The sequence below is a fragment of the Vibrio frigidus genome (assembly GCF_042465995.1).
Classification (GTDB): domain Bacteria; phylum Pseudomonadota; class Gammaproteobacteria; order Enterobacterales; family Vibrionaceae; genus Vibrio.
Map to the genome: position 1 here is coordinate 88777 of NZ_JBCDMC010000006.1, position 13215 is coordinate 101991.

The following is a 13215-nucleotide window of genomic DNA, read 5'->3' on the forward strand; positions in this document are numbered from 1 at the left end:
CTTGATTACTTATATTAAACCCTGTTTATTGCCGCCTTTTTTGCGAGCAAGTTATTCGCCTAAGAACATGCCCAAGGAACGTAAATGAAACGCTTTCTCATTGCAGCTCTATTGTGTAGCGCCTCAACACTGTCTCAAGCAGCTGATACACAATGTCTGTCAAATAAATATGACGCCTACATCGATGCGTCTTTAACCTGGTATCAAGACCTCATCGAATTGACAGCTCAACAATATCCCGATTTAGAAGAGGTCGGCGCATGGTTCTATAATGGTCGAAAAAACCATTTCGAACTAAATCGCGGTGCTGTACACTATTATCTAAATGAAGACATGAGCAAAGTGTCCACAGAAAAGCCTGTCGAAGCATGGTTACAACTAGAACAAATCGATATAAAGAACCTTGCTAGTCGTGACGATGAGTTAGGCAAACTAGCTTCAGATAGTTTCAGCGATAGGCAGTCGAAACCTCATGCGAAGAACTACGAATTACGCTCTGCATTTGCTGATTTACTTAGTCACCCAAATAAAATTGATGATGTATTAAGCAAGTACAATCAAGCAATCACTGAAGCAGAAGAAGTTAATTGCCTGTAATTAAACAGGTTTATTAATACTGCATCATCTTTAAAAATTGAGTTTTCACAATTAAAACGGGACATTGCTCCCGTTTTCGTTTAGATTGAGCGGCTCAAAATAGTTGATAATATTAAATACGTCTTTTGTATGGTAACGAAAAACAAAACAGCAGATGTAAGTCTTGAAAGCTTGCTTCGAATCTTCACTATCCCAGAAGCTGCAGATTCTGCACTCACTCAAATTGAAGCGAAACTGTCGCAAAATTTAAATGAATTTTTGCGCGAACATATCGTCGCCGAAGAAAAACCGCTGCGCGAAATTGAAAAAGACTTCTCTGAAGCGGCTATTCCTGAGGTGCCTGTATTTGTTTCCGATCATACTCAGCACTTATTGGACACCCTCGTTTCTCATTCGGTACATACCTCTGCACCAAGTTTTATTGGTCATATGACATCAGCTCTGCCCTATTTCTTGATGCCTTTGTCAAAGATAATGATCGCTTTAAATCAAAACTTAGTGAAGATAGAAACTTCCAAAGCGTTCACACCTCTTGAGAGACAAGTATTGGGTATGTTACATCGCCTTATATATCAGCAAGATGACGCATTTTATGAACAATGGATGCATAGCGCAAAACACTCATTAGGCTCGTTCTGTTCCGGTGGAACTATTGCCAACATTACTGCGCTCTGGGTAGCAAGAAATAATGCCCTCAAAGCCGATAACGAATTTAATGGTGTTGAAAATGAAGGGCTTTTCAATGCAATGAAACATTATGGCTATGAAGGCTTAGCTATATTGGTTTCAGATAGAGGCCATTACTCGCTTAAGAAAGCCGCGAATATACTAGGTATTGGACAGGATTCACTGATCCCAATTAAAACCGACGATAATAATCGGCTTTGTACCCAAGCGCTCCAAGAAAAAATTGCTGAGTTGAAGCAGAAAAACATCAAACCATTCGCGATCATTGGCGTAGCAGGCACAACAGAAACAGGCAACATTGATCCCATCCGCGAAATAGCAGAAATTAGTCAACGCGAAGGGTGTCATTTTCATGTGGACGCGGCTTGGGGTGGTGCGACATTAATGTCAAACAACCACCGTCACCTCCTGGATGGTATCGAGTTAGCCGACTCAGTAACTATTGATGCACACAAGCAACTCTACATTCCAATGGGCGCGGGAATGGTATTGTTCAAAAACCCCGATGATATGGCGGCAATTGAACACCATGCCGAATACATATTAAGAAAAGGGTCAAAAGATTTAGGTAGCCATACATTAGAGGGTTCACGCTCTGGTATGGCTATGCTTGTTTATTCCAGCATGCATATAATCAGTCGACCTGGTTATGAATTGCTTATCGATCAAAGCATCGAGAAAGCAAAGTATTTTTCTGGCCTAATTAAACAACAACCCGATTTTGAACTTATCTCAGAGCCTGAACTTTGCCTACTGACTTATCGATATGTTCCAGCATTAACAGCTAAAGCTTTACTCGTTGCCGATAAAGATCAGAGAAAAAAGCTACATCGACTATTAAATGGGCTAACCAAATATGTACAGAAACGACAACGAGAGGAAGGAAAAACTTTCGTGTCGCGGACCAAACTCAACCCACATAACTGGGATAAAATGAATACGATTGTATTTCGAGTTGTATTGGCCAATCCGCTTACCACCAAAGATATTTTACAGTCAGTACTTGATGAGCAACGAGAAATCTCAGAGAACAGCGGTTCGTTAATGAAAGAAATAACCAAATTAACACATTTAATTCTTAAGTAATTTTCAGAACTGTAATTTTTTTTCGGTGTCCTGTAACTATCAAATCAATATGTAGCAAAAACCGCATGGTTTTTGCGCATATATCAATCACCTGCTTCCAAAACTGAAATTTTGTTTGAACTTTGTCATAGATTCGCCAATTAGTCGTCATTTTCACTCGCTTTTGTTTCAAGCACAGCGGTAGTTAGGTTTATACTAAATACAGCCGTAAATTATCGAATAGTAAGCATATTTTCTATAACTTAGACGGTTTTTAGTTCTCTTATTTATTGATGAACTCACTTTTTAAATGTTTGGTTTTCTGACCTTGTGTTGAATAGGGCCACACACTTACTCGCTGCATTAACTATTAGATAATATTATGAATACACTGGAAAAAATTCAAAAAAGCCTAGAGAATTTCAGCAAATCTGAACGTAAAGTGGCTGAAGTTATTATGGCGGCGCCACAAACCGCAATTCATTCTAGCATTGCGACGCTGGCAAAGATGGCCGACGTAAGTGAACCAACCGTAAATCGCTTTTGTAGAAGGCTCGATACCAAAGGCTTCCCGGACTTTAAACTTCATCTCGCGCAAAGCCTAGCAAACGGCACGCCTTACGTTAATAGAAACGTAGAAGAAGACGATGGACCTGACGCCTATACTCATAAAATATTTGAGTCAACCATGGCTTGTTTGGACGTCGCAAAGAATAGCCTAGATGCCTCTCAAATAAACCGAGCCGTTGATCTACTTACCCAAGCAAAACGTATTTCGTTCTTTGGCCTAGGCGCATCTTCAGCCGTTGCGAAAGATGCACAAAATAAGTTTATTCGTTTCAACATCCCAATCGCTTCTTTTGAAGATATTGTTATGCAACGTATGAGCTGTATCAACTGTACCGACAATGACGTGATTGTATTAATTTCGCATACCGGTAGAACCAAGAGCATGGTTGAGGTGGCAAACCTAGGACGTGAAAATGGTGCGACCGTCATTGCGATCACATCGAAAGACTCACCACTTGATAAAGCCGCATCACTATCTATTACTTTAGATGTACCTGAAGATACCGACGTGTATATGCCAATGGCAAGTCGCGTGGTACAAATGACAGTGATTGATGTGCTTGCCACCGGTTTTACACTTCGTCGAGGTTCTGGCTTTAGAGAAAATTTACGACGAGTAAAAGATGCATTGAAAGATTCTCGATACGACAAGATAACCCAGTTGTAAAACTGGTCGTCAATCAAAACGATTAATGTAGAGCGATTCAAACACTTCATCCCCAAGATAATTGGGGATCGAATATCAAAAATATTCCCGTTTTACGGAAATAACACTCCTTATCAATACTTTATCTTTATCGGTCAATATTCAATGCCTATTCTTCGCTATTTGTGGGTAATGGCTATACCTCTTCTCTAGATTGAAAATCTACTTCTTCAATGTTGACACTGCCTGATACAACAACACCATCATCGAGGCCAGTAGACTCTTCACATGAGCAGACTTGCTGAAGAATGAAAACCAAACGATCCTCATTTAACGGAAGTGGATTGCCTTTAATTGACGACGATTGCATTGCATCCCTTGCCACTCGTTGGAATGATGTCTTACAGATACCAAACTCACTTAAATTTGGCAACTCTAACCGTTCTAACATCATTTTGATCCACGCTGCGCTGTCCAGATAATCTGCCTCAGAGTTTTGGGTGACGATTTTGGCTACCTCCCGGTAGCGATTAAGAATATCGCTTCGTCCCATCTCCTCTGCCAATTTAATGTTTTCATCCATGACAAAAGGGGCAAGCCTTGCGGTAATAATACTGTGAGGAGCCTCTATTTTACCTCCTAAAGATGAAGCTAAACCATGAGCAGCGCCTAGCTTGGCGTTGCTAATGGCCATTCCACCTAGCGTTGCAGCAAAGGCCAAGTCTGATCTCGCTTTATAATCATTATTTTTGCAACCAGGAATGACCGCTTTCGTCAATCGTCTTAACCCTTCTTCACAAATGGTATCTGTCAGCGGGTTTGGGTCGCCGCAAACATAAGACTCCATCAAATGAGTAAACGTTTCGAGCGCACCGCGGCTAGATATATTCAGGTTGGTGTCATAGGTTAACGTTGGGTCAATAATCGCCACATCTGGCAAGATATCAGGCGACCGAAGGCTCACCTTGACCCTGTCTTGGCCGGATCTCAGCACAGCTTTGTTTGTGACTTCAGAACCCGTGCTTGCCGTGGTTGGGATAGCGATAAATGGTAGCGGTTTGGTTTTTAAAGGGACACTTCGACCAACAACTTCAACGTAGTCATAAAGATCCCCTTGGTTTGGGATAATCGCTGATAACGCTTTTCCCATATCAATAACACTACCGCCCCCTATCGCTACAACCATATCTGGCTTAAATCGACGCCCCACTACAGCGGTTTCTTCAACCATGGAGATATTGGGTTCACCCGATATTGATACATGTTGGTATCGCATATTTTGGCTTTTCAAATAGCCTATTACAGGTGCTGCTCGAGCCATGTTTTTTCCAGTCACCAGTAACACACTATACCCATATTGGTTGAATACAGATAAGGATGAGTTAAGCGCTCCTTCACCAAATATAACCTTTGCCGATGTCATAAACTGAAACATGCAGACCTCCATTAAAATTTCTAAAACTAGGTTGCTTGAGTTTGAGTTCTTGTTTATTGATTTAGTACAATGTGCGTGCACTCTCTCGAGTGTAATTGTAAAACTATGTATTTGTTCACATTGTGTATGTATATGGAATGACAAGCTCGACGCCCGTCTCGACCAAAAATTTGATGTATATTCTTGCACCTATATTTAATGATAGATTATACCTATCAGATTCAAAGGATATTCCATCTTTATTTTCTTCAAATATTAGGGCATAGTGAGCGCATAAAGACATCGTTAGTCCATAAAAATGGTTAGTCCATAACGAATTAGTTAGCTTAAACAGATTTAGGAGAGAAGTTATGTTTGTTGTTATTTTTGGTCGCCCTGCATGCCCGTTTTGTGTACGAGCAAAAGAAATCGCGGAATCATTGAAAGAAAGTCGTGATGATTTTAACTACCGTTATGTAGATATCCACGCTGAAGGTATAAGCAAAGCGGATTTGGAAAAAACAGTGGGTACACCTGTAGAAACAGTGCCTCAGATCTTCATCGATCAAGACCATGTTGGTGGTTGCACAGAATTTGAAACATACGCTAGAGCTAACTTAGGCTTGTAGTATAAAGTGTTCAAAACGAGTTACCTGATATTGAAGCCCTTTTTAGGGCTTTAAAATAGAAATGATATCAAATGAGATAACATGATAGCCTTGTTTATCAAGGCTTTTTTATTGCATTCGATATAGTAAAAAGTGACTAAACATGATGTTTGTGGTCAATTAGTGGACATTAATTATCGAGTGGATTTAGTCTTACAGCATCTTGTAAGTGGTCAGGGGCTAGGTGTGCATAAGTCATAGTCTGCGTTATAGAAGAGTGAGCAGGAATTTCTTTAAGTGTCAAAATACTACCACCATTAATCATGAAATGACTCGCGAAAGTGTGCCTTAAAACATGATTCTTTTGTCCCTTCCGTAGATCGAACAATTTACCAATCCTTTGTCTAAGACTGTGCTGTGGGTTTGTAAGAAATAATGCGCCGCCGTCTTCTGGGTGTACTTCATCATAAAGAGCTTTGTTTATCGGCACAGTACGATGTTTACCTGCCTTGGTATCTGGAAAACGAATTCGATACGTAGTGTGATTCGCAGCCTTAAGGGAAATAGTTTCCGCCCATCGGGAACCAGTCGCCAAACTGATTTTTACGGCTCTGAACATTTCTTCGTCGTATGAGATTTCATTCGATAGTGTTTTTATTTGTTCAGACGTCAAGAAAGTCATTTCTCTAATAGGCTCTTGGGGCCATAAACTCCTTGCCTATTCGGTCGACAGTATCAACTTAATTAACATTGTTTATCATAGATTTATCATTATAAATGGCCATTCCGACAAGTAACCAAACCATAGATTATAGGGCTAATTTTCGCTTTCTCATCGTGACGGTATCGGTAAGAGTGTGAGCTACATTAATGAGTTCAATAGGTAATAAGTCAGATAACGTTTCAACCTTATTAGGTTTCCAATTATTAATAACATTGAGTGCTTGAGAAACATCCATAAAAAAATCCAAGTGAATTAAGTACACTTTGATTTTGACATCTCTGTAAGATCGTTCAACAGATCATATTTACGCTAACTGATCGGCATTACTACTCAAGTAGACTCTTATTAATTTAATTGCCGCAACAGTGTTTTTTTGCGGGCTTGTCTCAGGTATCACACCTTAAATTGGTCAACAAGATCTTGTAACTCTCGGTTAGCGTTTTGGAGGGCTTTCGCATGTTCCCCTGATGTTTGACCGTGGCCGTGTAGCTCCATAAGCATACTACTGATAGATTGCATGCTTCGGTTGATATCATCCGCCACCTGACTTTGCTCATTTGCAGCCGTAGCAATTTGAACGCTCACATCATCCACTTTGGAAACAGAATTTTGCATGGTGGTTATTCCTTCAGTGACATCATTCGTCAATACCGATGTAACTTGGCATTGTTCTCGGGTTTCTGACATCGACATAACTGTTGTTTCAACACCATTCTTCAAGATATCCAGCATCTCAGCAACTTCAGTGGTACTGTCTTGAGTTTTTGCAGCCAGGTTTCGTACTTCGTCGGCAACAACAGCGAATCCACGACCCATCTCACCTGCTCGGGCAGCTTCAATCGCCGCGTTTAGCGCAAGTAAATTAGTTTGTTCAGCAATGCCACGAATAACCTGTAACACCCCCTCAATTGAAGAGGCGTTGTCTTGCATCTTGCCAACGTTTTCAGACGTTAGTTCAACATTTTGCATTAACTCGCCGACACTATCAGTTGCTTTGCGTGCCGAATCGCCCGAGTTCTGTGCTTCGCGCTGTGCTGAACTAGTAATGTCTGCGCTTTGATTGGTATATCCAGCTACTTCTTGTGCAGAAGAGCTTAGTTCGTTAACAGCGGTTGCTACCATGTCTGTTTCTTTAACGTGTTTATCCAATACTATAAGCGTTTCCTCTGTTACGGCAGACATTGCGGTAATCTGTTCATTACAAACCTTGTTTGCTTCAATGACATTAGTGATCAGTTTTTGTAGGTACGAGATAAAGTTGTTCATGGATTCAGAAACAGCGTCTAGCTCATCTTCCCCTTTAATCGGAAGCCTAATGCTGAGGTCTGCATCACCCGCTGAAAGAGTATCTACGTTTTCCTTAAGTGCCTTGAATCGATTACCCAAGCTCGTAAATGCATAAAGCAGCACGGCCAGTAGGATGACGACCATTGGAAGTTGAATCACAGCCAGAGTAGACATGATTTCTTGTGTTAGCATAGTGAGTAGATTTGTTGGTTTCGCTACCGCGATTAACCAAGGAGTACCGACCACCTCTTGAACTAGAAGAATGTGTTCTTCACCATTTTGTTCAAATTCCTTCCTAAATTCTGAAGTTTTTAAAGCTTCGTTTAGAGTTGCTGCCAGTGGGTAAGACTGACCAGATAGCTCGGTTAAGATAACGTTGTCGTTGCTAAGAACTCTATTAGTACTAAGAATTTTCCCATCAGCTTCAACAATCAAGATCTCTGCATTGAGCTCACGCTCTTTATCGGCCACTAGATCGTTAAAAAATCCAAGGGTTACATCGACAGTAGATACCCCGTATAGAGAGGAATCTTTATAAATACCCATTGCACAGTTTGTACGTGGTTGTAGGCTGGCACCATCTTTGTAAGCATTGGCCCAGACACATTGGCCTTTAGGTGCGTTCTGGCCTGCCTTGTGCCATGCTTGAGTGAAATAGTCAGGTGCTTCATCACTATTCCAATAGGTGTTTACAATTAGCTTACCGCTAGCGTCTCGATGGTAGAATGAGCTTGCTCTGTCTACCCCGACAATCCTTTTGTTAGGCATGGGCCAAATACCACCGCCAAACACCAGTTGATTACCGTACTGATCTACCAAGTGAGGTAATAAAGAATCAATTTGCGCGCTTTCAAGGTTCGGAATAAGTTGAGTAGTAGAACGTTGTTGAGCCTGTACAGCAGCTAAGGTTAGTTTGATTTCGGTGGCAATATCTTTGACCGCAAAGCTAAGATTTTTTTCTTCTTCGGCTTGTAGACCCGGTTTTACCCACTTCTGTATACCTATGGTCGTAAGGATACTGATTAGAACTATAAAGGTCACTAGCACTAAGCTATACTTTTGTTTGATTGTTTTTACGGGCATAGAAGTTAACCTTTTTATTGAGTAATTCATTAGTAGTTACTAATAAGATTAGCAACTACAACTAATGTTAGGCTATTACACCATTGTATTTAGTTGTCCGTCACGCCCTTTGATCACAAAAATCAATGAATTCTGGATAAACAGGCTGACCAGTTTTTATTAGCTCGATCTGATTAATGTACGGGTGATCCGGGGCGACAATGGTTATGCAATGATCTGTTGTTCTTATCAGCGCGTTACGAAGTAAAAAATAACTGGGAAAGTGATCGGTTATATCGAGGCTATTTAGAATACTCCATTAACTCCACTGGAGCTCCATTCACCTCAATAAAAGCGACCACTAGTCCATCGCTCGGAGAATTAGGTTCAATAATTATCTTCTTACCTTCTAATTCTGCGATTAAATTATCAACTTCAAAAGCCACATGTGGCATTGTTTTAACCAATTCGGGATAAGGTGCATCTTTCCAAAATCGCTGCCATTGAATTCCGTACGGGTTATTCTGGTGGTCGGACACTGTCATTTTTAAGTGAGGTAAATCAATTTCACCTTCAAACTTATCAGTCGTTGGAATACCTAAATGACTAAATTTCATAATTTATATTTCTCCATAAAAACCTGAATACATCCACGTTTTGTTAAGGCTTGAGGCTCACAACACAACACTTCTACAATACGAAAGCTAACACAAATAAAAGCACCACGCGTACCAAATCATTCTTTGACAATTCGTTAGCAATATTGCTTCATTTCAATGTCTTAACTTCAACAGAATATTCCCATATTATTTTGTCATCTCCTACCAACTCATAACTAACTCTTTCACCTTTTGAGCTGAGAACAAATATTGGCATCTCCCGACTAAAATCAACATCATCACAAGACATATCTGCTTTTAATAATATACTTTCCTCATCTTGTACTGTCAGTTTTCCTACATATGCACAACCATCGACATAAGCGGTACCAATTTGCTCAGGTTCCATAATTTGAAAAGCAGGGAAAACTAATTCTAATTCCAGTTTCTTTACTGTTACTTGTACTTCGTAACCAACATTTGCAAAAACAGAGCTATGCACACCAAGTAAAAGTAGCCATGACATTTTAATTCTCATATAACCTCAATTATCTTTATATTGCTAAAATTTTTTTACACGTGAATATCCGTATTTTTAACAAGTAATACCGTAGTTTGCTAGAAAAAAAGAAATATAGATCCTGAAACGACAAAAAGGCCAACTTTATGGTGTCACTTCAGAAGAGTGGCCTTTTTTTTCATAGATATGCAAATGTAATGGCAGGGGTGGAGAGATTCGAACTCCTAACACGCGGATTTGGAGTCCGAAAATCAAGGAATTGGACAATTTCAATTTACGGAAACTGACCTGTATCTATTTATCGAATAACTTTCATATTACTACATATGGGCAAAATTCAGACACGATAGAGCTTTGACTCTAATTTGAACGGATTGATAGTATGGAACTATTCACACCTACAAGTATTCAACGATTATTTCAGTTAGTTGAGGGGGAGTGGGTTGCCCATTATAAAGGAGACACTGTTAGGAGTGTATTTCAACCAATTTTGAAAAAATCACTCACAGAAGTATACGGGTATGAAGGGCTAGTCAGGATAACTAGAAAAGGAGCCGTTATCAATCCAACCTCTTTTTTTGAAAACTTTACCGACGATACTGAGCTAACTAATGTAGGCGCTCTTTGTTGTAGCCTCCATTTACGTAACTTTTCACTGGCTAATCTGTCGGGGAAAGTTTTTCTTAATACACATCCAACTATGTTTTCTCGTATTGCGAGTGATGAGTTTTCAATCAATAAAGTGCTCGAAAGAATTACTCTTGAAGGAGTATCGATGGAGCAGGTTATTTGGGAGATAACAGAGTTTAAAGAAAGTAATACGGACCAGTTCGTTTCGGGGATTGCATCTTTTAGGAAAGCTGGTAATCAGGTTGCTATTGGCGACTATGGGCAGAAAGAATCAAATGAATATCGAGTTGATTTGTTAAATCCAAACATAGTAAAAATTGATCGTTCATTAATAAGGGAGTACTGCACAAGTTTGAATAGTTTTCTTCCAGACCTTGTTAAGCGATTATATTCAAAGGGATATACGATCGTCCTAGAAGGAATTGAAAATAGTCAAGAACACAATGCTTTACAGTTTATGTGTCACAGCTTGGTTCAAGGGTTTCACTATGGTCGCCCCGTTGATATGAAAGCATTATGTAGACATGGTTGTGCCATTTCAGCATATAAATAAATCTTGCAATGAAATATAAAAGTTTGTTAGGAATATCATGATTACCAGTTCAATATTTATGGTCAATATATGAGCGTTATTTTTAACTAACCATTTAAAATCAATCTATTACTGTAACAAAAAACACCCTAAGGTGATTCTTTCATGTATGTATTCTATGGTGTTTCTCTAAAAGTAAGTGTAAAAATAGAGGAAGAATTTGAGTGTGGTAAATTTGTGGCATGAATAAATTTAATTTTGTTTAAATCAAGCGCATAAACCTATAAATAGAACCATTTTTAGGGCTTTTTTCTTACTCAAATTTTCTTTTGAATACATGCCCCGTCATTTTATACCAATCTGAGAATTCGACTGAATCATCAAGTTAGATGTTATGGTGCAAACTTTAATGACCTCTCTTGAGCGGTCTGCGGAATGACATTTAACTTGCCCATGACTTTGCTAAGCTTGGTATTAGTCTAATAATCAAAGAAAAGCATAAATTACGCTTATCTTTTATAAATATTCAGATACAATTCATTCATACGCATTCTATTTCAAACTATAAATTTTTGAGTTAAATCTGTGAATATTGATGTCGCTTTGATCCTTGAACAGAATCAAATATTACTCGTTTTTGTCGTTCTCGCCATTGGCTTAGCAATAGGTAAAATACGCTTTGGCGGTTTTCAACTAGGAAACTCAATTGGTGTGCTTGTTACCGCACTCGTCATGGGTAACCTTGGGTTTTCAATAGGCCACGAAGCATTAACTATTGGTTTCATGCTATTTATCTATTGCGTAGGTATTGAAGCTGGACCCAATTTTTTCGGCATCTTTTTTAGAGATGGCAAGCATTATTTAATGCTTAGCCTAATCGTACTCGTTTCTGCTATTTCTCTAACCTATTTCGCTAGCCGCTTGGTTGGACTAGATTACGGTCTCTCCGCTGGGCTAATGGCCGGAGCATTAACCGCAACGCCTGTTTTAGTGGGTGCACAAGATGCGTTAAATTCTGGGTTAGCAACACTTCCACATAATGCAGACATGGAACTTGTGTTACAGAACCTATCCGTTGGCTATGCGCTTGCTTATCTGGTTGGTTTGATAAGTATGATACTGTTTGCAAAGCTACTACCGAAGCTACAAAAACAAGATCTACACGACAGTGCGGAACAAATAGCGCAAGAACGTGGCATTGGTAGTGCTGCCCATAGAAAGGTTTATTTGCCAATTATTCGAGCGTATCGTGTCGGCAAAGAACTCATTAATTGGATCGATGGTAAAAATCTTCGAGAACTGGGTATATATCGTCAAACGGGTTGTTACATCGAAAGAATCAGGCGTAATGGCATACTCGCCCATCCTGATGGTGACGCCATTTTACAAGAGGGCGATGAAATAGCATTGGTTGGTTATCCCGATAGCCATGCCCGCTTAGACCCAAGTTTTAGAAATGGTAAAGAGGTATTTGACCGCAATTTACTCGACCTTCGAATTGTCGAGGAAGAGATCGTCGTAAAAAGTGACAGCATATCTGGTAAAAAGCTATCAGACCTTAACCTTTCGGAATATGGTTGTTTCTTAAACCGAGTAGTCAGAGCTCAGATCGAGATGCCAATGGACCTCACCATTGTATTGGCTAAAGGTGACATTCTGCAGGTTAGTGGTGAAAAGAGCCGCGTGTTAGGGCTAGCCGAACGTATTGGTTTTATATCTATACACAGCCAAATGGCTGATCTATTGGCTTTTTGCAGCTTTTTTATCCTTGGCATTCTCTTTGGGTTAGTTACCATGACTTTCGGTCAAGTCACCTTTGGCTTAGGTAATGCAGTTGGACTTTTACTCGCAGGTATTACCCTCGGGTTCTTACGAGCAAATCACCCAACCTTTGGCTACGTTCCTCAGGGCGCACTGAATATGGTGAAGGATCTTGGCTTAATGTTTTTTATGGCGGGAATAGGTCTTAGTGCGGGCGGTAACCTATTCACCTTTATGAATCAGACAGGATTACAGATCATACTAATAAGTTTGATTGTAAGCGTGGTTCCAGTAGTCCTCGCTTACCTTGTTGGTGCTTACGTTTTTAAAATGAATAGAGCCCTACTCTTTGGAGCAATCATTGGTGCGAGAACCTGTGCACCAGCAATGGACATTGTTAACGAATATGCAAGGTCCACGATCCCAGCTCTAGGTTATGCAGGTACTTACGCTATCGCGAATATATTAATGACGCTTGCAGGCACCCTACTCATCATTTTGAGCTGAGTCGAC

The 13215-nt window shown here is 39.9% G+C and carries 11 protein-coding genes and 1 pseudogene; 6 read left to right on the forward strand and 6 right to left on the reverse strand.

Annotation, left to right across the window (positions count from 1 at the left end; all coding sequences use genetic code 11):
- The first annotated feature begins 84 nt into the window (after positions 1-84).
- From AACW90_RS11635 to AACW90_RS11645, 3 genes are all read left to right on the forward strand, one after another.
- The gene (locus AACW90_RS11635) at positions 85-597 is read left to right on the forward strand and encodes a hypothetical protein (protein WP_390234525.1); all 513 of its coding nucleotides are present in this window, start codon (positions 85-87) and stop codon (positions 595-597) included.
- Positions 598-726: 129 nt separating this feature from the next.
- Entirely contained in the window at positions 727-2370 is a 1644-nt protein-coding gene (gene panP / locus AACW90_RS11640; RefSeq protein ID WP_390234527.1) for a pyridoxal-dependent aspartate 1-decarboxylase PanP, read from the forward strand.
- 361 nt (positions 2371-2731) lie between these two features.
- On the forward strand, positions 2732-3586 hold the full coding sequence (locus AACW90_RS11645; protein ID WP_195703156.1) for a MurR/RpiR family transcriptional regulator: 855 nt from the start codon (positions 2732-2734) through the stop codon (positions 3584-3586).
- Positions 3587-3761: 175 nt separating this feature from the next.
- On the opposite strand, the gene AACW90_RS11650 is transcribed toward AACW90_RS11645, so the two are convergent.
- Positions 3762-5000, reverse strand: a complete 1239-nt coding sequence (locus AACW90_RS11650) for an iron-containing alcohol dehydrogenase (protein ID WP_390234531.1) — start codon at positions 4998-5000, stop codon at positions 3762-3764.
- A gap of 350 nt (positions 5001-5350) precedes the next feature.
- Here AACW90_RS11650 and AACW90_RS11655 point away from each other — a divergent pair, with 350 nt between their 5' ends.
- The gene (locus tag AACW90_RS11655) at positions 5351-5608 is read left to right on the forward strand and encodes a GrxA family glutaredoxin (protein ID WP_390234533.1); all 258 of its coding nucleotides are present in this window, start codon (positions 5351-5353) and stop codon (positions 5606-5608) included.
- Positions 5609-5777: 169 nt separating this feature from the next.
- Here the strand turns inward: AACW90_RS11655 and AACW90_RS11660 are convergent, their stop codons facing one another.
- The 5 genes and pseudogenes from AACW90_RS11660 to AACW90_RS11680 all read right to left on the reverse strand — a co-directional run bounded on the left by AACW90_RS11660 (position 5778) and on the right by AACW90_RS11680 (position 9797).
- Entirely contained in the window at positions 5778-6269 is a 492-nt protein-coding gene (locus tag AACW90_RS11660; protein WP_390234536.1) for a tyrosine-type recombinase/integrase, read from the reverse strand.
- A 61-nt stretch (positions 6270-6330) separates the two neighbouring features.
- Positions 6331-6546, reverse strand: a pseudogene (locus tag AACW90_RS11665) (transposase domain-containing protein); the annotation flags it as partial.
- A 158-nt stretch (positions 6547-6704) separates the two neighbouring features.
- Positions 6705-8681: a methyl-accepting chemotaxis protein gene (locus AACW90_RS11670; RefSeq protein ID WP_390234537.1), complete on the reverse strand. Its 1977-nt coding sequence runs from the start codon at positions 8679-8681 to the stop codon at positions 6705-6707.
- Positions 8682-8962: 281 nt separating this feature from the next.
- Positions 8963-9277, reverse strand: coding sequence for a VOC family protein (locus AACW90_RS11675; RefSeq protein ID WP_390234539.1), 315 nt, complete (start codon positions 9275-9277; stop codon positions 8963-8965).
- Positions 9278-9428: 151 nt separating this feature from the next.
- Positions 9429-9797 carry a hypothetical protein gene (locus AACW90_RS11680; RefSeq protein WP_390234540.1) on the reverse strand — a complete coding sequence of 123 codons (369 nt, stop codon included), beginning with the start codon at positions 9795-9797 and terminating at the stop codon, positions 9429-9431.
- 364 nt (positions 9798-10161) lie between these two features.
- Between AACW90_RS11680 and AACW90_RS11685 the strand changes: the two genes are divergently transcribed.
- Together AACW90_RS11685 and AACW90_RS11690 are read left to right on the forward strand one after the other, a co-directional pair.
- A complete protein-coding gene (locus tag AACW90_RS11685; RefSeq protein ID WP_390234543.1) occupies positions 10162-10962 on the forward strand; it encodes an EAL domain-containing protein in 801 nt (266 codons plus the stop codon).
- Positions 10963-11526: 564 nt separating this feature from the next.
- The gene (locus tag AACW90_RS11690; protein WP_390234546.1) at positions 11527-13209 is read left to right on the forward strand and encodes an aspartate:alanine antiporter; all 1683 of its coding nucleotides are present in this window, start codon (positions 11527-11529) and stop codon (positions 13207-13209) included.
- Positions 13210-13215: the final 6 nt, after the last annotated feature.

What these genes read in the sequence shown, in the direction of transcription:
- AACW90_RS11635 (WP_390234525.1), top strand. Translation starts at nt 85, where the DNA reads ATGAAACGCTTTCTCATTGCAGCTCTATTGTGTAGCGCCTCAACACTG.
- panP (WP_390234527.1), top strand. Translation starts at nt 727, where the DNA reads ATGGTAACGAAAAACAAAACAGCAGATGTAAGTCTTGAAAGCTTGCTT.
- AACW90_RS11645 (WP_195703156.1), top strand. Translation starts at nt 2,732, where the DNA reads ATGAATACACTGGAAAAAATTCAAAAAAGCCTAGAGAATTTCAGCAAA.
- AACW90_RS11650 (WP_390234531.1), bottom strand. Translation starts at nt 5,000, where the DNA reads ATGTTTCAGTTTATGACATCGGCAAAGGTTATATTTGGTGAAGGAGCG.
- AACW90_RS11655 (WP_390234533.1), top strand. Translation starts at nt 5,351, where the DNA reads ATGTTTGTTGTTATTTTTGGTCGCCCTGCATGCCCGTTTTGTGTACGA.
- AACW90_RS11660 (WP_390234536.1), bottom strand. Translation starts at nt 6,269, where the DNA reads ATGACTTTCTTGACGTCTGAACAAATAAAAACACTATCGAATGAAATC.
- AACW90_RS11670 (WP_390234537.1), bottom strand. Translation starts at nt 8,681, where the DNA reads ATGCCCGTAAAAACAATCAAACAAAAGTATAGCTTAGTGCTAGTGACC.
- AACW90_RS11675 (WP_390234539.1), bottom strand. Translation starts at nt 9,277, where the DNA reads ATGAAATTTAGTCATTTAGGTATTCCAACGACTGATAAGTTTGAAGGT.
- AACW90_RS11680 (WP_390234540.1), bottom strand. Translation starts at nt 9,797, where the DNA reads ATGAGAATTAAAATGTCATGGCTACTTTTACTTGGTGTGCATAGCTCT.
- AACW90_RS11685 (WP_390234543.1), top strand. Translation starts at nt 10,162, where the DNA reads ATGGAACTATTCACACCTACAAGTATTCAACGATTATTTCAGTTAGTT.